This is a genomic window from Flavobacterium sp. 28YEA47A, assembly GCF_041262125.1.
Taxonomy (GTDB): Bacteria; Bacteroidota; Bacteroidia; order Flavobacteriales; family Flavobacteriaceae; genus Flavobacterium.
Map to the genome: position 1 here is coordinate 312,840 of NZ_JBGCCI010000002.1, position 22,115 is coordinate 334,954.

The 22,115-nt window shown below is 38.2% G+C and carries 21 protein-coding genes; 10 read left to right on the forward strand and 11 right to left on the reverse strand.

Annotated features, from left to right (window positions below; genetic code table 11):
• Window positions 1-15: 15 nt before the first annotated feature.
• The 5 genes from ABH942_RS03930 to abc-f all read left to right on the forward strand — a co-directional run bounded on the left by ABH942_RS03930 (window position 16) and on the right by abc-f (window position 4,151).
• Window positions 16-660: an NAD(P)H-dependent oxidoreductase gene (locus ABH942_RS03930; RefSeq protein WP_370029675.1), complete on the forward strand. Its 645-nt coding sequence runs from the start codon at window positions 16-18 to the stop codon at window positions 658-660.
• Window positions 614-901, forward strand: coding sequence for a putative quinol monooxygenase (locus ABH942_RS03935; RefSeq protein WP_370029676.1), 288 nt, complete (start codon window positions 614-616; stop codon window positions 899-901). Before ABH942_RS03930 ends, ABH942_RS03935 begins: the two co-directional genes overlap by 47 nt.
• Complete coding sequence (locus ABH942_RS03940; protein WP_370029677.1) at window positions 901-1,884, forward strand: aldo/keto reductase; 984 nt, start codon at window positions 901-903, stop codon at window positions 1,882-1,884. The genes ABH942_RS03935 and ABH942_RS03940 overlap by 1 nt, the downstream gene beginning before the upstream one ends.
• Window positions 1,885-2,071: 187 nt before the next feature.
• Window positions 2,072-2,365 carry a hypothetical protein gene (locus ABH942_RS03945; protein ID WP_370029678.1) on the forward strand — a complete coding sequence of 98 codons (294 nt, stop codon included), beginning with the start codon at window positions 2,072-2,074 and terminating at the stop codon, window positions 2,363-2,365.
• A gap of 199 nt (window positions 2,366-2,564) precedes the next feature.
• Entirely contained in the window at window positions 2,565-4,151 is a 1,587-nt protein-coding gene (abc-f, locus tag ABH942_RS03950) for a ribosomal protection-like ABC-F family protein (protein ID WP_370029679.1), read from the forward strand.
• A 34-nt stretch (window positions 4,152-4,185) separates the two neighbouring features.
• Here abc-f and ABH942_RS03955 read toward each other — a convergent pair whose 3' ends face one another.
• The 5 genes from ABH942_RS03955 to ABH942_RS03975 form a co-directional block, all read right to left on the reverse strand.
• The gene (locus ABH942_RS03955; protein ID WP_370029680.1) at window positions 4,186-4,995 is read right to left on the reverse strand and encodes a tetratricopeptide repeat protein; all 810 of its coding nucleotides are present in this window, start codon (window positions 4,993-4,995) and stop codon (window positions 4,186-4,188) included.
• 105 nt (window positions 4,996-5,100) lie between these two features.
• Window positions 5,101-5,580: a hypothetical protein gene (locus ABH942_RS03960; protein WP_370029681.1), complete on the reverse strand. Its 480-nt coding sequence runs from the start codon at window positions 5,578-5,580 to the stop codon at window positions 5,101-5,103.
• Between the two features lie 55 nt (window positions 5,581-5,635).
• Window positions 5,636-9,043: a hypothetical protein gene (locus ABH942_RS03965; protein ID WP_370029682.1), complete on the reverse strand. Its 3,408-nt coding sequence runs from the start codon at window positions 9,041-9,043 to the stop codon at window positions 5,636-5,638.
• A gap of 139 nt (window positions 9,044-9,182) precedes the next feature.
• Window positions 9,183-10,445, reverse strand: a complete 1,263-nt coding sequence (locus ABH942_RS03970; RefSeq protein ID WP_370029683.1) for an aspartate kinase — start codon at window positions 10,443-10,445, stop codon at window positions 9,183-9,185.
• Window positions 10,446-10,515: 70 nt separating this feature from the next.
• A complete protein-coding gene (locus ABH942_RS03975) occupies window positions 10,516-10,986 on the reverse strand; it encodes an N-acetyltransferase family protein (protein ID WP_370029684.1) in 471 nt (156 codons plus the stop codon).
• 249 nt (window positions 10,987-11,235) lie between these two features.
• On the opposite strand from ABH942_RS03975, the gene fbp reads away from it, so the two are divergent.
• Window positions 11,236-12,249 (forward strand): class 1 fructose-bisphosphatase, encoded by a 1,014-nt coding sequence (fbp, locus tag ABH942_RS03980; protein WP_140002994.1) that lies wholly within the window; start codon window positions 11,236-11,238, stop codon window positions 12,247-12,249.
• A 40-nt stretch (window positions 12,250-12,289) separates the two neighbouring features.
• On the opposite strand, the gene ABH942_RS03985 is transcribed toward fbp, so the two are convergent.
• Window positions 12,290-12,721, reverse strand: a complete 432-nt coding sequence (locus ABH942_RS03985; RefSeq protein WP_370029685.1) for a TerB family tellurite resistance protein — start codon at window positions 12,719-12,721, stop codon at window positions 12,290-12,292.
• Between the two features lie 130 nt (window positions 12,722-12,851).
• On the opposite strand from ABH942_RS03985, the gene ABH942_RS03990 reads away from it, so the two are divergent.
• Together ABH942_RS03990 and ABH942_RS03995 are read left to right on the forward strand one after the other, a co-directional pair.
• Window positions 12,852-13,445 carry a HupE/UreJ family protein gene (locus ABH942_RS03990; protein WP_140001605.1) on the forward strand — a complete coding sequence of 198 codons (594 nt, stop codon included), beginning with the start codon at window positions 12,852-12,854 and terminating at the stop codon, window positions 13,443-13,445.
• A gap of 67 nt (window positions 13,446-13,512) precedes the next feature.
• Complete coding sequence (locus ABH942_RS03995; RefSeq protein ID WP_370029686.1) at window positions 13,513-14,262, forward strand: UDP-2,3-diacylglucosamine diphosphatase; 750 nt, start codon at window positions 13,513-13,515, stop codon at window positions 14,260-14,262.
• Here ABH942_RS03995 and ABH942_RS04000 read toward each other — a convergent pair.
• From ABH942_RS04000 to ABH942_RS04020, 5 genes are all read right to left on the reverse strand, one after another.
• Complete coding sequence (locus ABH942_RS04000; protein WP_370029687.1) at window positions 14,259-14,618, reverse strand: hypothetical protein; 360 nt, start codon at window positions 14,616-14,618, stop codon at window positions 14,259-14,261. The genes ABH942_RS03995 and ABH942_RS04000 overlap by 4 nt on opposite strands.
• Window positions 14,619-14,777: 159 nt before the next feature.
• Entirely contained in the window at window positions 14,778-16,475 is a 1,698-nt protein-coding gene (recJ, locus tag ABH942_RS04005; protein WP_370029688.1) for a single-stranded-DNA-specific exonuclease RecJ, read from the reverse strand.
• 80 nt (window positions 16,476-16,555) lie between these two features.
• Window positions 16,556-16,972, reverse strand: a complete 417-nt coding sequence (locus ABH942_RS04010) for an OsmC family protein (protein WP_370029689.1) — start codon at window positions 16,970-16,972, stop codon at window positions 16,556-16,558.
• A 33-nt stretch (window positions 16,973-17,005) separates the two neighbouring features.
• The gene (gene rsmI / locus ABH942_RS04015; protein ID WP_370029690.1) at window positions 17,006-17,683 is read right to left on the reverse strand and encodes a 16S rRNA (cytidine(1402)-2'-O)-methyltransferase; all 678 of its coding nucleotides are present in this window, start codon (window positions 17,681-17,683) and stop codon (window positions 17,006-17,008) included.
• Window positions 17,684-17,688: 5 nt separating this feature from the next.
• Window positions 17,689-18,768, reverse strand: a complete 1,080-nt coding sequence (locus tag ABH942_RS04020; RefSeq protein ID WP_370029691.1) for a hypothetical protein — start codon at window positions 18,766-18,768, stop codon at window positions 17,689-17,691.
• A 101-nt stretch (window positions 18,769-18,869) separates the two neighbouring features.
• Here ABH942_RS04020 and ABH942_RS04025 point away from each other — a divergent pair, with 101 nt between their 5' ends.
• Both ABH942_RS04025 and ABH942_RS04030 read left to right on the forward strand, forming a co-directional pair.
• The gene (locus ABH942_RS04025) at window positions 18,870-19,496 is read left to right on the forward strand and encodes a thymidine kinase (RefSeq protein ID WP_370029692.1); all 627 of its coding nucleotides are present in this window, start codon (window positions 18,870-18,872) and stop codon (window positions 19,494-19,496) included.
• A gap of 112 nt (window positions 19,497-19,608) precedes the next feature.
• A complete protein-coding gene (locus ABH942_RS04030) occupies window positions 19,609-22,050 on the forward strand; it encodes a bifunctional UDP-N-acetylmuramoyl-tripeptide:D-alanyl-D-alanine ligase/alanine racemase (protein ID WP_370029693.1) in 2,442 nt (813 codons plus the stop codon).
• The last annotated feature ends 65 nt before the right edge of the window (window positions 22,051-22,115 follow it).

Here is a 22,115-nt window from a genome sequence, read left to right on the forward strand (position 1 = left end):
TGAATTAATACGATCATGAAAAAAATATTTATAATCAATGGCGGTCAAAAATTTGGCCATTCCGGCGGTAAGTTCAACGAAACTATCGCACAGGAAACTTTTAATTTTTTTAAAAACAATCCAAACTTTGAAGTACAGACAACAGATGTCAACAACGAATACGACCCTGCTGAAGAAGTAGAAAAATTTGTTTGGGCTGATGTTGTTATCTACCACACTCCTATCTGGTGGTTCCAGATTCCTCACGCCTTTAAACAATATATTGATGTTGTGTTTACAGAAGGCCATGCTACCGGAATTTACCATAGCGACGGGCGTTCTTCACAAAATCCGACAATCAATTACGGAACTGGCGGAATGCTTCATGGCAGAAAATACATGCTCACCACCTCATGGAACGCCCCAAAAGAAGCATTTACACTTCCGGGCGAATTCTTCCAACAGAAAAATGTAGACGAAGGCGTTATGTTTGGCTTCCATCGTATGAATGCTTTTACCGGAATGGCTCCGCTGCAAGGCATACATTTTCACGATATTGAGAAAAATGCCGATGTAAAAAGAGATCTCGCATTGTATAATGAACACCTGAACAACATCTTTTTAAACAAATCATATGATACATCTGACAGCAATAGTAAAAAGCAAACCCAAGCATACTGATGCAGTAAAGTCATTACTGATGAATATGGCGGTGCATTCTAAAAAAGAAACAGCCTGTATTCAATATGACCTGCATCAAAATAGCACAGAGCCTACTATTTTTGTTTTCCATGAAATCTGGAGCGATGAAAAAGGGCTTGAAGCACACAACAGTCAACCTTATATCCAGGAGTTTGTAAGAGCATCTGAAACTCTTTTGGATGGCAATGTAATTATATATAAAACACAAAAAATAGGATAATGGAATATAGAAAATTAGGAAATTCTGATTTGGAACTTTCCGCAATAACGTATGGCGCATTTGCAATTGGCGGTACTATGTGGGGCGGTAATGAAAAACAGGATTCAATCAAAGCCGTACACGCTTCACTTGACCACGGAGTTACTTCACTGGATACCGCTCCATTTTACGGAATGGGACTCAGCGAGGAATTGATTGGCGAAGCCATCAAAGGAAAAAACCGCGACAAAATACAGCTGCTCACAAAATTCGGATTGGTATGGGACGGAAGCAATAACGGAAAGGGAGATTATTTTTTTGATGCTGAAAGCAACGGAAAAACCTTTCCTGTATATAAGTATGCATCCAAAGCGAATATTATCAAAGAATTGGAAGAAAGCCTAAAACGTCTGGGTACAGATTATATTGACCTGCTTCAAATTCACTGGCCGGATTCGACAACTCCGATTGATGAAACTATGGAGGTTTTAAATCTGCTTATTGAACAAGGGAAAATTCGCGCAGCCGGCGTTTGTAATTATGATCTTTCGCATTTGAAAGAAGCCCAAAAAACAATACAATTGGCTTCGAATCAGGTTCCGTTTAGCATGCTGAATCGCGCTATCGAAAATGAAATTGTTCCGTACGTACTTGAAAACAATATCGGTATTATTGCGTATAGCCCGATGGAAAGAGGCCTGCTGACAGGTAAATATTTCAAAGATGCCAAACTGAAATCTGACGACCACAGAAATGGTTATTTCGGGCAGTTTTCTGCCGAGAAAGTCAAGACGCTTCTCGATAAAATTGAACCAATTGCCCAAAACAAAAATGTTTCTTTATCACAGCTTGTTTTGCGCTGGACAACCTTACAACAAGGAATCAGCGTGGTTTTAGCCGGAGCCAGAAATGCAGCCCAGGCCATAGAAAATGCAAAGTCTGTCGATGTTACTATTACCGAGGCAGAAATGAAACTGATTAATGATGCAATCAGCCAATTTTAATCTTTCAGAAATTTGAAACATTCTATTGTAATGTTATAATAAAAATGCCCCGAGGCAGTCGTAAATTTACCCATCTTATCATCATTTTAAGATGGGTAAATTTATTTTTATAAAACATGATTTTTATCATAAAACGCTGACCCAATGTATACTTAACTTTACAGTATAAATTTTAAAGCATCTTATCATGAAAACATACAATGATTATCTGACAGGTTATAAAAGAGGATTTATCGGCTTTACGACATTGAGCGTTCTTGCTCAAAGCTGCCTTGGTGCTATTGCCGCAATGTTTATTCTTATGGGTGGTACTTCAATCTGGCATATGATACAATTATTCTTCGTAACCATATTCTGTATGGGATTTAACGCAGCCGTATTGTCTCAGCAAAAACCAAAATTTGTATTTGCGTTTCTTATTGTCAGCGTTTCTTCTAGTATCTTCTTTTCTCTTTTGAATATTCATTACCTATTTGCATAAATAAGCTTTGCGCCTCTGCGTCTTTGCGTGAAAATGATTGCTCGCAAAGGCGCTAAGTCGCAAAGTTCAATTACATTTTGTATATTTGTCCTCTCAAAGCAATAGAAAATAAAGTGTAAAAAATAATTTCTTTCCGGTAATTAAAAACGGCGAACCTCATCGGGCTTCCCCTTTTCATTAATCTTAAACGAAAGAAATTATGCTGATTTTACAGAATATTTCCTATACACACTCCAACAAAGAGGTACTGTTTAGCAATATCAGCCTAACAGTTAACCATCACAATAAAATAGCATTAATAGGCAGTAACGGGACCGGAAAATCTACGTTGCTCAAAATTATTGCAGGCGAACTGCAACCCGTAAGCGGACAACGAATTGTTGATGCCCAACCCTATTATATTCCGCAGATTTTTGGACAATACAATCATTTGACCATTGCACAAGCGTTGAAAATTGAACCAAAACTCAATGCGCTGCAAGAAATCCTAAACGGCAACGTAACGGAAGAAAATTACACCTTGCTGGATGATGATTGGACGATTGAAGAACGATGTAACGAAGCGTTAAACTATTGGCAACTCACGGACTTGGACTTGTCGCAAAAAATGGAAACATTGAGCGGCGGACAAAAAACAAAAGTTTTTTTGGCAGGAATTTTCATCCATCAGCCGGAGTTGGTTTTATTGGACGAGCCAAGCAACCATCTTGATAGTTCCGGCAGGCAGCTTTTATACGACTTTATCCAATCCACAAAAAGCACCTTGGTTGTTATTAGCCACGACAGAAAATTGCTAAACCTGTTAGACACGATTTGCGAACTGAGCAAACACGGCATCAAAGTCTATGGTGGCAATTACGATTTTTTCACGACACAAAAGGAAATTGAAAACAATGCCCTGAATCAAGATATCCAAAGCAAAGAAAAAGCATTGCGGAAAGCCAAAGAGAAAGAACGGGAAACACTGGAACGGCAACAAAAGTTAGACAGTCGCGGGAAAGGAAAACAGGAAAAAGCTGGTGTTGCCAAAATCATGATGAACACTTTGCGGAACAATGCAGAAAACAGCACTTCAAAACTCAAAAGCGTGCATGCAGAAAAGATTGGTGGCATTTCTAAAGACTTGCAGGAACTCCGTTCTTCTTTGCCTGATATTGACAAAATGAAATTTGGTTTCGACAATTCATCCTTGCATCGAGGAAAAATATTGTTCACGGCAACCGACATCAATTTTGCTTACAGTTCCCAACCGCTTTGGAACAAAAACCTGAATTTCCAAATCACAAGTGGCGAACGCATTGCCTTAAAAGGAACAAACGGTTCCGGGAAAACGACTTTAATAAAATTGATTTTAGGAACTTTAGAACCGCAAACAGGAACCATTTACAGGGCAAATAACAAATCAGTTTATATCGATCAGGATTATTCTTTGTTAGACAACAAGCTAAAAGTGTATGAACAGGCACAGCAATTTAATTCTTCTTCTTTACAAGAACACGAAATAAAAATCAGGCTTAACCGCTTTTTGTTTACAAGAGAAGATTGGGACAAACCTTGCAGTGCGTTAAGTGGTGGCGAAAGAATGCGCTTGTTGCTTTGCTGCCTGACTATTAGCAGTCAATCTCCGGACGTTATTATATTGGATGAACCAACCAATAACTTAGATCTTAAAAACGTGGAAATACTAACCGCCGCCATTAATGAATATCAAGGTACTTTGATAGTAGTTTCTCACGACGAGTATTTTTTGGAGGAAGTTAAAGTGGGTCGGGTTATTGAGGTTTAAGAGGTTCTGAGGTAATATTTGGGGATGAATATGGTTATTCCTTGTAATTGGGGATGGTCCATTTTGCCATATGCCAATTAACTTTGTATGGATAAGGTTCATAAAAAGAATCATCTTCATTTATGGTAAAACCTCGTTCAAAATCTTTTTTTGCCTTCAGCATAATTGCTTCAGCCTTGCTTTTGTCTCCTTTTTCAATCAGGCACAAACCTTTATAGTATTCTGCATCTGAAAATTCGGTATATTCTGCCAATGCTCTGTCAAAATAGGAAATCGCATTGTCGTATTTTCTCAATTCATATTGTATGATTCCCATATAAAATAAATCTAAGAAATGAATCCAGGTTTTTCCACGCTCTTTTACTGTTTTATCAAAGTCTTTTTGCAAAACTTGCTCTGCTTTTTTAAACTCGTTAAGTTGTAAATAGCATAATGAAATATAAAACGGATAAGAATGATCGTTTTGATAGCCATAACCGAATTCTTTTTCTGCTGCTTCCATATCAGCAATAGCACTCTTGTAATCTTTTTGAAAAATGCATTTTAAATAGCCTCTTCTTCCCAGATAATTTTTCCTGTCGTAAAGAACCGCCTTATTGTAACACGACACAGCTGCATCATACTTTTTCATTTTCCAATAAGGAAGCGCTTTGCTTTGCCACAATTCTGCGATTGTCGAATCCTTTGCGATTCCCTGATTGATATTATCTTCCCAACCGTGGGTAGTGTAATGATGTTTATAGGCTCCATTGGTTAAATAGGTATCTATTATGATTTCACGGTTTGTCTGGCTAAAACCAAATGAAAAAGTCAAAAAAAATAATAGTGTAGTAATTATTCTCATTTTGATTAATACTTGTGTAATGCAACTCTGCGTCTTTGCGAGAAAAAAATTGCACGCAAAGACGCAGAGTCTTATTAGTTTATATAGTAAGGAAACATCTGTTTCTTATGCCTTTGGCAATGGCTGACCAACCGCGATATCGCATCGGTGTCCTGGCTGTCCGTGTGGTGGATTCATTCCCGGAGCCGTAACAATATCTGCATTATTAACCGGAGTTATGGTCGATGGAGCTGCCGTTGGTTGAGGAGCAGGCTGTGTTGGCTGTGCCGTCGCTGGATTTTGTCCCGGAGGCGAATTCAATGGAGCGCCAACTGCAATATCACAACGGTGTCCTGGTTGTCCATGTGGCGGATTCATTCCCGGAGCTGTTGCAACCGGCTGAGGCTGTACGTTTACCTGTGGCTGTGCTTGTACTTGTTGTGGCTGCGCATTTACAGGCATCTGTCCTTCTGCGGGAGCTGCGGCTGGATCTGTAGCAACTGCCTCAGTTGGTTCTGAACTTTCTTGTGGCTGTAATTCTTTTTTGCATGAGGTCATGAATAATGAAACTGCCAAAAGTGAGCCTGCTATTATTTTTGTTTTCATGGGTCTTTTTTTAGATTAAGATTCCAAATATAAATGTTTCAGATGATTATCCATGTTAAAAATAAGCCCTAAGCTGTACGCTTCCGGTATGGATTGCTTTACTTTCTTCACTTTTTCTTCCTTCGTAATTCACATTGACATCCAAAAACTGTGTCAGGTTCTTTTGCAACAACAAACGCCATGTCAAATTTTGCCCCGGTTGCAGTCCTTCCAACATCTGATAAGCGACCGGAGAAAGTGCATCGCCACTGAAGTCATTTTTATATAATGAAAATTCACCATTCATCGTAAATTTTTTCTCAGATGAATAGGTAAAAGATGTCCCAATACGATGTTGCTGCAATGATTCTTTATCATTGATTTTGTTATCTTTATCCTGAAACTCATAAAACAAATCCCAACTTGCATTTCTTGAAAACAGATAGGAAATTTTAGGCGCCAGCTGATAACCTTTTAATTCAAAATTCTTGCTGGTATAGTTCTCTGAAAACAGTTCTGATTCGATCGTTTTGCCCGTAAACCCTAAAAGCCAGCTTTTTTGGATAAGATGGGCGTATTGCAGCTGGTGTGAACGGTTGTTACTTTCCTGCGAACCTACTGAAAGTAGCGTCTTTGCCCTATTTCTCAAATAGGTATACGTCAGGGAATGGTCCTGTTTTCCTCTGTTATAAAACAAGCTGTTCCTAAAACTGGAATTCAGTCCTAAAAGATCTTTTTCGCCTGAAGAAAACGGATTCAAATCGAAATTATCGCTATTTCGGATAATCTTTCGATCCACAAGAAAAGAAGTCTGGTTATAGAAATAAGACAAAAACTTCCTAAATCCTTTTTCGTTTTGCCATTGGTTGGCATTCAGTATAACAGACTGTGAAAATTTATTCTGGTGTGTCTTGATAAAAATCTGGTTTGGAAGAAAAATTCGTACATATTCTGCCTGATCTGCAAATTTTGCAACTTCAAATTCTTCCAGTTCCTGGATTCCATTATTGTTATAATCAATCCAAGTGTAAACACCTCGTCCGGGTTCTACTTTCAGGTAGGTAAATTCCTGTTGGGGAATAGTTCCTGATGTGGTTTCATAAGTTGTAGTAACCTGAATTAATTGGTCAAAATAACGGTCGTTGTATAGCAATCTCGAATTTAAAGAAGGTTCCTTTTTACGCGTCGGGTCTTCAAATTTCAAATTCCTGTAGTTAACAAATAACGAAAGGTCGCTTTTTTCGGTTTTCATCAATCTTGACTTCAGATAATAGGAATTGGACGTATTGACTTTTTTTACAAATCCGTTAACCAAACTGTCATTAGAGCGTTGTAAATAACCTAATTCTACATACACTTTTGTACTATCACCACGCCCGGTAAAAAATCCAAATTCATTAAATTTTTGGCTTAAGGCAGAAAACTGTCCGGTTTCTTTGATCTTTTCTTCGTTGTCTTCCAGTCGGAAACTACCTCCTACCCAGTTTTTACCAAAATGATAACGTGCCTGTGTCTGGTTCCTGATAAATTTTGATTCGGAGTAATTGCTATCACTTTTCAGTATGCTCCCATTATTTTGAAAAGTAAAATTTTTAAATCGGAAAGAGCCGTCTACCACATGTCTGGTTCCTGAAAAACTTTCAGAAAAATCAAGTTTTTCCAACTGGTATCTTGCATTTCCTTTATTAGGAAGAATAAAGTTCAAACCGGTAACAAGCAGGCTTTGGTTTCCTAGTGGATTAGTGAGGTTCCAATCGCGGTCAAACTCAATCGTAAACAAACGTTCAATGGTTCGGAACTGCTTTTGTACAAATTGATAGTTAGCAAAAGCATCTAACTGCCATGTTTTTGAAAACAGTCTTTGTTTAGCATTGATCTTTCCGGCAAGTCCCTGATTATCGCTATCATCTTTTGAAGAAAACAAGTTCAGATCATTATTACTTATACCTAATTCAAAATCAACCAGTGTTTTTTCGCTTGGTTTGTATTTTCCCAAAATGGTAGCAATCTGGATTTTGGTTGGAGCCACTAATCGGATAATAGGCTCATAGTTTCCTTGAGGAATTCCATTTACCGGTGGAACATATTCGTAGATTCTCCCAATAGTGGCTGTATTCGAAAGTCTGTAATTTCCCTGATTAGCACCTACAAGAGAAAAACGCACATTGTATAGTTCATCCGTCGGAGTATTTGAGAATTCAAAAACCTCAACACCGCCAACGTTTATTTTTCTGTACAATATCTTGTTTTCAGAATAACTGTCAACATAAGCCGACGGTGCAGTCATCGCAGCCGTATTATCGCCTGCTTCTTTTAGTATTTCGACCTGTTCTGCCGAAAGATTTTGTTGCAATGGCTGGTTTTTTACGTCATTTTCTGAATATAAATATCCCCCTAAGCTCCATTTCTCCTGTTCGTGCATGGCTCCTGCATAGGTCACAAATCGTGTATAGTTTCTGTCTGAATATTGGTATTCGACATTAATCCTCATTTCTGAAGTAATCGGAAACAGAGAGGTAAAGATAATTTCACCCGCATTGTAATCAATTGTATAGTCATTATTTTCACCTCTTGTCAGCAAAATCCCATTGACAAAAACGCGTTCTGAACCGGAAATAACCAAAATATACAATTCGCCATTAGGCCCTTGCAGCTTGTATGGCCCTTGATTTCCTTCTTGTCCGGTAAACGAACTTCGGGCATATTGTCCTCTTACCAAAGCTGCCGATGCAAAAACATTGGTTTTATTTTCAGGTGTTCCAAACGTGAAATTGGCCGAAAGTCCTTGTACTTTTTTGTTGAAATTCAAGAATCGGGATTGTCTGTTCTCTAAAAACAAATCTCCTGCCCTAATGTTCCATTTATCGCTAAAAAGTTCAATAAAAATCTGGTCAAATTCATCCAATTTTTGTGAATAACCGCCTTCTTGTAAAGGAATATTACTATCCTGAATGGAAGCTCTTAAACTTACCTTGTCTGAAATTTTGCCCGTTATCTGTAAATCCAAATTGGAATTGACTACCGCATTTTGGTTGTTACCAATCGTAATTCCTCTGGTAATACTTCCCGATGTGTTTAATCCGTCAAAAGGTTTAAAAGTGCTTATCGGATCGCGAGACACTTTATAAAGGTTGCCTTTTCCGGATTCATTACTAACGACACGGCTGTCATCATAAATACTGTATTTTCGGGTAAGATATTCCGGATAGCTGAAATAACGGAGTGTCAGGGTATCTTCCGACTTGAAATCATTTTTAAAAACGAGCTTACTTTTTTGGAAATCAACCTTATAATAGGTCGTATCGATATCATTACCCTCTTTATCCTGTAGTTTGAAAAACGAACTGCTAATGCTTACGCTATCAATATGTATCGTATCTTTTGTAGCTATAATCTTCCTGTTTTTATACGGCGTTTTGACTTCCTGGGCGGAAAGTCCAGAAACAAAGCCTATTAAAACCAGAAAAAGCAATTTTTTCAACATAAATACTATAACTCCGAAAGCTCAAAAGTAGTATTTATAAACCAATAATTTCAAGAGCCGGATTCTTCACGGGAAAGCAAATAAAAAATCGGGAGCACAGTATTCCGTTACTCCCGATGGCACGTGGTTTATAAAAAAATTAGTTGGTGGTTTCTTTGGTAACAATTTGCATGGTCTCTCTGCTGACCTGCTTAAGCAATACCTGCTTGCCTTTTTCAACCATTTCTGCGGCTTTCTCATTGAAATGGCGGATGGTATAAAGCGAAACATTTTCATTATACGACACCTTGAATTTCTTTGAAAGTACATTTTTCAGGTCGTTGAAATTGCCAAATTTGTCTTCAATACAAACCGAGAAGCTGATTGCTGAGTTCTGAATCAGACTCACTTTCATTTTATAGTGGTGCAAAAGCCCGAAAATCTCGCTGATGTTTTCTTCCATGATAAAAGAGAAATCTATAGAAGAAAGCGAAATCAGTAGCTGTTCTTTTTTTACGATAAAACAAGGCAGATGCGGTTCTAAATCAGCTCCTTTGCTTACGCTGGTTCCTGGCAATGACGGATTCAGGAACGATTTTACAAACAGCGGAATTTCCTTTCGCTGTAATGGCTGTAATGTTTTAGGGTGAATAACGGTAGCTCCATAAAAAGCAAGCTCTATGGCTTCGCGATATGAAATCTGGTTTAGGAGTGTTGCATTTTCAAAATACCTCGGATCGGCATTCATAACACCGGGCACGTCTTTCCAGATGGTAACACTTTCCGCATTAAGGCAATAGGCAAAAATAGCTGCCGTATAATCCGAACCTTCACGACCTAAAGTCGTTGTAAAGTTATTTTCGTCAGAACCTAAAAATCCTTGGGTGATGTTGAGTACTTTTTTCTTTACGTTTTTAGAAATCAGCTTTTGTGTTTGTTCCCAATCTACAATCGCATCACGATAGGTTGTGTCTGTTTTTATAAAATTACGCACATCGAGCCATTGGTTTTTCAATCCTCTATAATTAAAATAATGGCTGATGATAGTCGTTGAAATCATTTCTCCAAAACTAACAATCTGGTCGTATACAAAATTATAGTTAGGCGATTTGTTGCTTTTCAGGAAACCTTCCAAATCTGAAAAGAGCTGATTGATAGCTCCAAAAACGGTATTTTTATCGTCTTCAAACAAATCAAGTAAAATCTGGTTGTGGTATTTCTTGACATCCTGAATAGAAGACTGCAATTCAGCCGACTTTTCAAAATAGTTCTTGATTACGACTTCCAAAGCATTTGTCGTTTTTCCCATAGCCGAAACAACAAGCAGCACATCGTCAAAACCAACCTGCTGTAAAACATCATACACGTTTTTAATGCCGTTGGCATCTTTTACTGAAGCACCTCCAAATTTAAATACTCTCATTGATTTTAGATTTCAGATTTTTTGATTTGTGATCTTAGATTTCTGATTTAAGACTTTTGATCTTAGACTTTTATTTTTTTAAAAAATCATTAATTCCTTGTTCGTCCATGTGGACAACACGCCAGTCTGATAAGACTTTTGCTCCGGATTTTTCATAAAATTCGATAGCTGGCATATTCCAATTCAGGACATTCCATTCAATACGGCGTACATTTTCTTTTTCTCCTTCTTTTATAATTTCAGAATATAGTGCCATTCCGGCTCCTGTGCCTCTGCTTTTTTCAGTAACAATCAAATCTTCGAGGTGGATGGTTTTTCCTTTCCATGTAGAAAACCGGTAATAGTACAACGCCATACCTATAATTTCACCATCCAATTCTGCTACAAAAGTATGGAAGAGCGGATTGCTTCCAAAACCATCACGAATTAAATCTTCTTTTGTAACTACTACTGCTTCAGGTTCTTTTTCAAAAACAGCCAGTTCTTGAATCAGGCTTAAAACAGCCTTCATATCATTTTCAGTTCCTCTTCTGATTATCATTTCTGTATTCTTTTTCTCTGTTTCGATTTTTACAGCGAATATATTAAAAGCATGTCCAACTGCACAATCCAAGACATTTCTTTTCTAAAAATTCCTTGAAAAATTCAACTTTGTTGTCTTTTTTAAAATCATGCAAAAATAACATTTTTTTATATTTGTAACATTTATTTATAAATATTTTTTTACTGCCGCTTCTAAAATTATAGAATTTATGAACGATATTTGCACCACAACTACAACGATATAGTAATGGAGGAACGCAATAAAACATTAGGGGAATTTATTATTGAAAAACAGGAAGATTTTCAATATTCTTCCGGAGAATTATCCAGATTAATCAACTCCATCCGATTGGCCGCTAAGGTCGTTAACTACAAGGTGAACAAGGCCGGATTGGTAGATATTGTGGGCGCTGCCGGCGAACAGAATATACAGGGAGAAGATCAGCAAAAATTAGATGTTTTTGCTAACGAGACTTTTATACAGACGCTTATCAACCGTGAAATCGTGTGCGGTATCGCATCAGAAGAAAGTGATGATTTTATCACGATTAAAGGTAAAGACGAGTGCCACAACAACAAATATGTCGTATTGATGGACCCTCTTGACGGTTCTTCTAATATTGATGTAAATGTTTCTGTTGGAACCATTTTTTCTGTTTACAGAAGAATTACACCTATAGGAACACCGGTTACTATTGAAGATTTTCTTCAGCCTGGTGTTAATCAAGTAGCAGCCGGATATGTAATTTATGGCACATCAACCATGTTGGTATATACAACAGGACGTGGCGTGAACGGATTTACGCTGAATCCTGCTATTGGTACTTTCTATCTTTCGCATCCAAACATGAAGTTTCCAAAAGATGGTAAGATTTATTCTATCAACGAAGGAAACTATGTTCATTTCCCTCAAGGCGTAAAAGATTATATCAAATACTGCCAGTTAGAAGAAGGCGACAGACCTTATACTTCACGTTATATTGGAAGTTTGGTTTCAGACATCCACAGAAATATGATTAAGGGAGGAATTTATATTTACCCTACAAGTTCTAAGGCTCCAAGCGGAAAATTGCGTCTCCTATACGAATGCAATCCGATGGCATTCCTGGCAGAACAAGCAGGCGGAAAGGCTTCTGATGGTTTTGGAAGGATTATGGAAATCCAACCGACAGAACTACACCAGCGTGTCCCATTCTTTTGTGGTAGCTACAATATGGTAGAAAAGGCAGAAGAATTCATGAAAACAGCAAGCGAGAAATAAAAAGTATATGCATAAAAAAAGCTCCAATCGGAGCTTTTTTTTATTTATTCATGTGAGTCATTTCGAATAGGAAAGTGTCCAAATCTACACCCATGACAAGCAACGAAAGCGCTTTGTCAACAATGTAATGTACGTTTCCTGGAGTGAATCCTAATGCCAATGCAAATCGGGTAAGGATTTCTTTTTGTTTTGGACCTAAAACGTGATCCGCATATACCATCCTTGAAAGGTCATACAAACGCTCTAATCTTTGCGTATGCAAATAAGGAGGATTGATTGGGTATTTCATCGGATTAGCAAGAATTTCAGCATACTCTTCAGAAGAAATATCCAATTGCATGGCCAACTTGTCCAAGAAGTGTCTTTCTTCTTCGCTCAAGTGCCCGTTTTCCATTGCAACTCTCACGATAGAAGCGAAATGTCCTTTATTTCTGTTTTTAAATCCGCTATCAAATAAATCTGAAATTGACATAATTATATATTTTTTGCAAATATAATCCTATTTCTATTTTAACGGCATAAATTGCTGACTTTTCTTAACAGAAATAAACTCTTTCCAAAATATATCGTATGTTTGAAATCCCAATCAAAAAAATCTATATATGTCTGAGTTTTGGATCTACTTCAACACAGGATTACGTCATGTTTTAGACATCAACGCCTACGACCACGTCTTGTTTTTAATCGCATTGACAATTCCCTATGCCTTTAAGGACTGGAAAAGAGTATTGCTTTTAGTCTCTCTTTTTACTGTGGGCCATACTATGGCTTTGCTCCTTTCGGTATATGGTTTTGTCCAGATAAAAGTCAATCTTGTTGAGTTTTTAATTCCAATTACCATATTAATCACCGCAGTTTTTCATCTTTTTACTGCCGGAAAAAATTCAAAAAAGGAAAGTATCAGCTTTATAGCCATCGTAACGCTTTTCTTCGGAATCATTCACGGTTTGGGCTTTTCGAATTATTTCAATACCATCCTTCCGGGAAATTCTTCAGACAAACTGCTTCCATTGCTCGAATTTGCGTTAGGTATTGAAGCCGCGCAGATTATTGTGGTTCTTATCGTCTTGATTTTATCTTACATCGTGCAGACTGTTTTCCGTTTTTCCAAACGCGATTGGACGCTTGTCATGTCATCTTTTGTTATTGGTGTGGTTATCCCGATGGTTATTGAAAGTGAAATCTGGGGAAGGTAAAAGAAGAAAGCACCATATCCTGTTAAGTGCGCAATCTTTCTTATCTTTGGATTTTAATTGAATAAACGTGGCAGACACTAAAATATATTTTGCTTCCGACCAGCATTTTGGAGCGCCAACGCCTGAATTGAGTTTTCCAAGAGAACAAAAATTTGTAGCCTGGCTTGATGAAATCAAAAAAGATGCAACCGCATTATTCCTATTAGGCGACTTGTTTGATTTTTGGTTCGAATACAAAACAGTAGTCCCAAAAGGATTTGTACGCGTTTTGGGCAAATTGGCAGAAATTCGCGACAGCGGTATTCCGGTTTATTTTTTTGTAGGCAATCACGATTTATGGATGTCTGATTATTTCGAGAAAGAACTCAATATTCCCGTTTATCACACAACAAAAGAATTCACATTCAACGACAAGCACTTTTTGATTGGCCACGGCGATGGATTAGGCCCGGGCGACAAAGGCTATAAAAGAATGAAAAAAGTATTTACCAATCCTTTTTCAAAATGGCTTTTTAGATGGCTGCATCCTGATTTGGGCGTTAAACTGGCACAACACCTTTCTGTAAAAAACAAATTGATTTCCGGAGCAGAGGACGTTCGTTTTTTAGGCGAGGATAACGAATGGCTCGTATTATATTCCAAACGAAAACTAGAAACCAAACATTACGATTATTTTGTATTTGGCCACAGGCATTTACCAATGGCAATAGAAGTTGGTAACAATTCTACCTATATAAATCTGGGCGATTGGATTGGCTATTTCACTTACGGAGTGTTTGACGGAACTACCTTTGAATTAAAAGAATACAAGTCTTAATTCTGGCAGATTTCATCCAAATAATCTTTTAGTTGGATTTGGAAAATTGTGCCTTCCACCAAGTCTTTAATCTGCAACAACTCATTAACGGAAACCGCTAAATCGATCTGCTGTACCGGTGTTTTCAGTAAAAATTTATGGCATTTTCTTTTGAACTCACATCCATCGCAATTGGCATTGACCTCGCAGCAAGTTGCATCAATCGTATCTGCGAAAAAATTCAATTCTTCTTTTGAAAGGTAAAAGCCTGTTTCCTTAAAAACCAGTTGTACTTTGTTTTTCAGTACCTTCTTTTCTTTTTTCCAATGGAAAGCGACACCAAAGTCATTAAAATAGATTTGCTCGATTTCTTTCATAACTGAATTGTTTCGAACAAATATAAGAATTATTTAAAATCATTCTAAATTAAATTTTCATAAAGTTTAGGCATAGCGTTTTGGCGTCTTTGCGTGCAATTATTTTCTCGCAAAGACGCAAAGACGCAAAGTTTCTATCATATTTTATTTGGTGTAATCCTATTCTTTGCTTTTAATATCCCGAAGTCTTAGTTGCAGGCTCACGTTTCCATTGAATTCGTTTTCTTCTATCGAATATACTGCATCAAACAGCTGTTGATTTTGGGTAAGTTCAAGTTTATTTCCCATTCCAAATCCAATAGCTCCAAATCCATCAGAATCATCTTGCTTTACAAAAAGCCTCAGGTGGCTTTCATCAATGCCAATTCTTTTTCCGTAACCTGTATCTTTTAGGTTTTCCGTCATAAAAACCGGCATCATATTCATAGGTCCGAAAGGTTCGAACTGATTTAAAATGCGGACAAACTTTTCAGTGATGTCTGTCAGATTGATTACAGCATCAACCAAAATTTCCGGAGTTCTTAACTCTTCCGTAATGGTTTCCGATATCACTTTTTCAAACTGAGCCTTAAAATTCTCAAATTGTGCTTCTTCCAAAGTCAATCCGGCTGCATACATATGTCCGCCAAATTGCAATAAATATTCGGAACAGGCTTCCAATGCATTATATACATCAAAATCTTTGACAGAACGCGCCGATGCGGCCAGCTTGTCGCCACTTTTCGTAAAAACTAAAGTCGGGCGATAATAGGTTTCTATCAGGCGTGAAGCCACAATACCAATAACTCCTTTATGCCAGTCCTCTTTGTATACGACTGTTGAGTATTTGTTTTCTTCCTGGTTTTCTATAATCTGTAGTAAAGCCTCCGAAGTAATCTGCTTGTCTAATTCTTTTCTATCAGCATTAAAAACTTCCAGTTCTTTTGCAAACGCTTCTGCTTCTTCAATTCCGAATTCGGTAAGTAATCGGACTGCATAATTGCCGTGTTTTATTCTACCCGCTGCGTTTATTCGTGGCGCCAATATAAAAACGACATCAGTAATGGTAAGGTTTTTTTTCTTGAGGTTTTGGGTAATTGCCTTAAAACCCGGCCGTGGATCCGAATTGATAACTTCCAAACCGAATTTAGCCAAAACCCTGTTCTCACCAGTAATTGGCACTATATCTGCACCAATGGCTGTAGCCACCAAATCCAAATACGGAAGTAAATCTTCTATGCTCTGGTTTCTGTTTTTTGCCAATGCCTGCAATAGCTTAAAACCAATTCCGCAACCGCACAATTCGTCATACGGATAATGGCAATCGGCACGCTTTGGGTCTAAAATAGCAACCGCATCCGGCAATGTATCGCCCGGCCTGTGGTGGTCGCATATAATAAAATCGATGTTTTTTTCTTTGGCATACGCCACATGATCTAAGGACTTGATACCGCAGTCTAATGCTATAATCAGGGTAATTCCATTGTCGTCAGCATAATCAATGCCTTTAAAAGAAACTCCATAACCCTCATCATAACGATCAGGAATATAGGTATCGACATTGGGATAAAAGCTTTTCAGATAGGACGAGACTAATGAAACAGCCGTAGTGCCGTCAACATCATAATCTCCAAAAACCAGAATTTTTTCTCGCTTGTTTATAGCCTTTTCAATACGGACCACTGCCTTGTCCATATCTTTCATAAGATAAGGATCGTGCAAATCTTCCAGCTTAGGGCGAAAAAACTGCCTGGCTTGCTCAAAGGTTTCAATACCTCGTTGCAGGAGTAGCGTCGCAATAAGTTCATCAATGTTTAAGGAATCCTGCAGGCTTTTAATTTTTTCTGAATCGGGTGTAGGTTTAAGGTTCCAGCGCATGTTTTTAAGGTGCTAAGGTTCTAAGTTACTAAGCGGCTAAGGTCTTAGAACCTTAGTACCTCAGCAGCTTAGTGCCTTTATTAATGATACAATATTCGGACTTCTACTTTTGCAAAATGACGGAACATTTCCATCACGCCGCAATATTTTTCAACGGATAGGTCTACGATTTTTTGAAGTTTTGTTTGGTCAAGATCCATTCCGTAAAAATGGTAATCCACACGAACCGTATGGTAAAACTTTGGATGTTCTTCCGTCAGGTCGCCTTCCACTTCAATCGTGAAGGTATCAATGTCGACTTTCATCTTTTTTACCAGAGAAGCGATATCGATCCCGGTACAGCCTCCCAAAGAAGCCAACATCATGGCTTTTGGACGCAGTCCGTCGTCATGTCCGCCATATTCCGGATCTGAATCCATTTTTATTGTCCCGCCTGGGTTAGTAGCTTCAAAAGCCATGTCGCCCAGCCATTTTGTAGTTACGTGGTGTGTTGCCATGAATGTTTACAGTAAAGTTATAAACTGAGAAAATTATTTATTGCTTTTTCCTCCAACAACAACAACGATTTCGCCTTTTGGAGGTTTGGCTTCAAAATGTTTTAATACTTCGGTAGCTGTCCCGCGAACGGTTTCTTCATGCAATTTTGTCAATTCGCGTGAAACCGAAACTGCTCGGTCAGCTCCAAAATACTGGATAAATTCCGCCAAAGTCTTGACTAATTTATGCGGTGAAACATATAAAATCATTGTACGGGTTTCTTCTGCCAAAGCCAGAAAACGTGTCTGCCTTCCTTTTTTATCCGGCAAAAAACCTTCAAAAACAAACTTGTCATTTGGCAGGCCACTGTTGACCAAAGCCGGCACAAAAGCTGTCGCTCCAGGCAGGCATTCAACTTCAATATTGTTTTCTACACAAGCTCGTGTCAGCAAAAAGCCCGGATCTGAAATAGCAGGTGTTCCTGCATCCGAAATCAAGGCAATCGTTTCGCCAGATTTTAATCTTGCAATCAGATTTTCCACCGTTTTGTGCTCGTTGTGCATATGGTGGCTCTGCATGTGCGTTCCAATCTCAAAATGTTTTAGCAGTTTGCCGCTGTTGCGTGTATCTTCCGCCAAAATCAGGTCGACTTCCTTCAGGACTTTTATAGCCCTGAAGGTCATATCTTCAAGGTTTCCAATAGGTGTTGGAACTAAATATAATTTTGACATCCAGATTATTTAAACTTGTTTTCTACCACTTCAAGGAAACGCTCTGCATAATCTTCCTTGCCTTTCCATTCGTTATAGTCTGGCTTTACTAAATCTTCGATAAAATTCTGAGCGTCCTGGAAAGTATCGAAGGTGTTCAGCTGAGACAATACTCTGTTGAAATCTTCATTGCTGCCGCCAAAAAGATGGTTTACAAAACCAACCCTGTCGTTTAGTCCAATCGTAATTCCTTTGGTTACTTTTTCAACAGCCGGTTTTGGAGTTTCTTCAATTGTTTCTTCAACCTTTTCAGGCTCTTGCGCTTTGACTTCTTCTATAATTTCCTCTTTTACTTCTTCCTTAGTTTCTGCTACGGCAGGTTCTTCATCGTGGTCGTGCTTGTGCTTTTCCTCGATTTCTGCCTTTACAAATTCAAGGTCTTTATAATCCGAACCTAAGAAATCTTCAAAAATAATCTGATGTCCAGATTCTTTGGCAACTTCTTCTACATCTTCTTTTTTATCAAAAGCCAGTTCAAAAGCTGGTACTACCAATTCTTCTTTTGCTTCTTCAGAAACTTTTTCTTCTTCCTCAGCTTCTTCGGGTTCTTCTATCGCAGTTTCTTCTTCCTCTTCTTTCTCAACAGGTTCCTCTTCTTCCATTTCTTCATCTGCAAGTTCAATTTCACCTACTACCACTTTTTCCTGCTCTGATTCCGGCTCATTCGCCACTTCTTCTTCCGCCTCTTTGATTTCTTCAGCAGTTGTCTTTTCCTCTTCTTTTAGCGCTTCTTCTTCCTGTACTTCTTCTTTTGGTGCTTCTTCTATTGTTTTTTCAGCTTCCAAAGCAATTTCTTCCTGCACATCCATTTCAACTTTTCCAGCAACTTCATCATTATCAAAAGCAGTCTCCAGTATCTCATAAGCCTCAGACCTACCGATTGTTGGTTGTGACCCTGTAAAATTCTCTTCTACAAATAGCAAAACAGACAATTTTTCATACAATTTTTGGCTTTCCTGATGGAGTTGAATCAATTCGGATTTATTTTTCAGCTTCAAGATCCTGTGTGCTATGCTGATTAATTCGGCCTCTAATTTTTTCTTCATAACTTTTGATATTATATTGAGTAAAGCAAGGGTTTTTTAATAAATTTGTTTTCAGCACAAAGTAAAAAAAACTAATCCTTTTTAAGGCTGAAAAATACAAAATGTTTCTCGAAAATACAGTAAATCATAAAGAACAATTTGGCTGGATTGAAGTAATCTGCGGTTCAATGTTTTCGGGAAAGACCGAAGAGCTTATCCGTCGTCTGAAAAGGGCGCAATTTGCCAAGCAGAAAGTGGAAATTTTCAAGCCTGCGATTGATACGCGCTACCATGACGAAATGGTGGTTTCGCACGATTCAAACGAAATACGATCAACTCCGGTTCCTGCTGCGGCCAACATCCGAATTCTGGCTCAAGGCTGTGAAGTTATAGGCATTGATGAAGCCCAGTTTTTTGATGACGAAATTGTTTCCGTTTGTAATGATCTGGCCAATTCCGGAATCCGTGTTATTGTTGCCGGACTGGATATGGATTTCAAAGGCAATCCTTTTGGCCCTATGCCTGCTCTTATGGCTACGGCAGAATATGTTACAAAAGTCCATGCCGTTTGCACCCGTACCGGAAATCTTGCCAATTATAGTTTCCGAAAAGCCAATAACGACAATCTAGTCATGCTTGGCGAAACAGAAGAATATGAACCTTTGAGCCGTGCTGCTTATTTTAATGCAATGAAAGAATTGCAGGAAAAAGAAGAAGGCTATTTTTCCAAAAAGAAAGAAAACAAATAATCGTTTCAGACACGACAATTACATCCTTTTTTCCCTTTTTCAATAGTCATTCTTCCTGCGAATCGTCTAAAAAAATCGCTACCTTTAACCTAGCTTTAAAAAAGAAACCAAATTGAGCCTGAAAATTCAACATATCGTTCCTGAGATACAAGCCCGTCTTTCAGGAAATCCAGACATTGAAATTGACAATGTTTCCATAGACAGCCGTTCGCTGCAAAACAATTCCGGAACTTTATTTTTTGCCCTTTCCGGACAAAACAATGACGCACATAGCTATATTCCGAATCTTATCGATAAAGGTGTACGTAACTTTGTCGTCAATCATATCCCAAAAGGTCTGGAAGGCAAGGCTAATTTTCTGGAAGTAAAAAATACGCTACAGGCATTGCAAGACTTTGCTTCCTACTATAGAAAAATCTTCCATTTTCCAATCATTGGGATTACGGGAAGCAACGGAAAAACCATCGTAAAGGAATGGCTCAATTTCCTATTAAGTCCGGATTATAATATTATCAGAAGTCCAAAAAGCTACAATTCACAAGTTGGTGTACCTCTTTCAGTAATTTCGATAAACGAAAAACATAATCTTGGAATTTTCGAAGCCGGTATCTCTACCATTCATGAAATGGAAAAACTGGAAAAAATTATCCAGCCTACTATTGGAATCCTTACCAACATAGGTTCTGCCCATGATGAAGGTTTTCAAAACCAGCAGGAAAAAATCAAGGAGAAACTGCGTCTTTTTGAACATTCAGAAGTCCTGATTTACCAAAAGAACACTCTTGTTGATTCGCTTATCGGATCAGACATCAAGACTTTTTCGTGGAGTCTTGACGACAAACAGGCATCGGTATACATTACGCAAAAATCGGTTACAGGAAAAACCCAATTGACTATTACTTATGATAAAATTTCTTTTGATGCCGTAATTCCTTTTCAGGATAAAGCATCCATTGAAAATGCCATAAGCTGCCTGATGACAATGCTTTATTTGGGATACTTGCCTGAAATCATACAGGAAAGAATACAACTTCTGTATTCTGTAGAAATGCGCCTGAAAGTTAAAAACGGAGTTAACAACACTGAAATCATTGACGACAGTTATAGTTCCGATTATCAATCGCTCAGAATTGCCCTGGATTTTCTGGAACAGCAAAAACAATACAAGAAAAAGACAATCATCCTTTCGGACATTTTCCAAAGCGGATTGCCTACAGACGATTTATACGAAAGAGTTTCGGAACTTATAGCCTCGAACAAAATAGACAGTGTTATTGGCGTGGGAGAAGAAATAGGCACATATTCTGGCAATTTTAAAAATATCATTACCTACAAAAATACGGATGAACTGATTGCCGATTTCAAGAACCTGAATTTCGCCAATGAAACCATATTGATAAAAGGAGCCCGTATTTTCCAATTTGAGAAAATTGCTTCCCTGCTCGAAGAAAAGACCCATGAAACGGTTTTGGAAATTAACCTGAACGCTATCAGCCACAATCTGAATTTTTTCAGGTCAAAGCTAAAACCTGAAACCAAACTTATGGTTATGGTAAAGGCATTTGGTTATGGCAGTGGCGGTTTTGAAATTGCAAAACTTCTGGAATATCATAAAGTAGATTATCTGGGTGTTGCCTTTGCCGACGAAGGTATTGCCTTAAAAAGTGCCGGGATTACATTGCCGATTATGGTACTCAATCCGGAAAACACCAGTTTTGGCGCTATAATCGAACATCATTTAGAACCAGAAATTTATTCCATAAAAGGATTAAGAGCCTTTTTGAAAATTGCCGAGCAGAAAAATTTGCAGCATTTTCCAATCCATATCAAACTGGATACCGGTATGCACCGACTTGGTTTTCAGGAAAATGATCTTCCGGAGCTGATCGATACGCTCAGAGGCACATCCTACATACAGGTTAAAAGTATTCTTTCGCATATGGCAACCAGCGACGACATGGAACACCATGATTTTGCGAAATCACAGATTGCTCTTTTTGAAAAACTATCTTCCCGATTGATGGAAGAACTTTCCATACAGCCAATTCGCCATATCCTCAACACTTCCGGAATTAGTAATTATCCGGAAGCGCAATACGGAATGGTACGATTGGGAATAGGACTTTATGGCATTTCAAACGATCCGTCGGAAACAAAATATTTAGAAAACGTAGGCACTTTAAAATCCATAATCTCACAAATCAGGACTATACAATCTGGCGAAAGTGTTGGTTATGGCAGACGATTCATGGCCGAAAAAGAAACCCGAATCGCCACAATACCGATTGGTTATGCTGATGGGATTCGAAGAAGCTGGGGCAACCAGGTTGGCTATGTGCTTATCAAAAACCAGAAAGCACCTATTGTGGGCAGTGTCTGCATGGATATGCTTATGGTAGATGTTTCGGCAATCGATTGCATGGAAGGCGACCCGGTAGTAATTTTTGGAGAAAACCCGAACGTTACTTATATCGCTGAAAAATTGGGAACCATTCCATATGAAATCCTTACCGGTATTTCGCATCGCGTTAAGCGCGTTTTTTACAGAGAATAGTACATTTTTTAAAAAACTGGCGTTGAAATGTTAAAATATTTAACTACTTTAGCTAGTAACAAAAA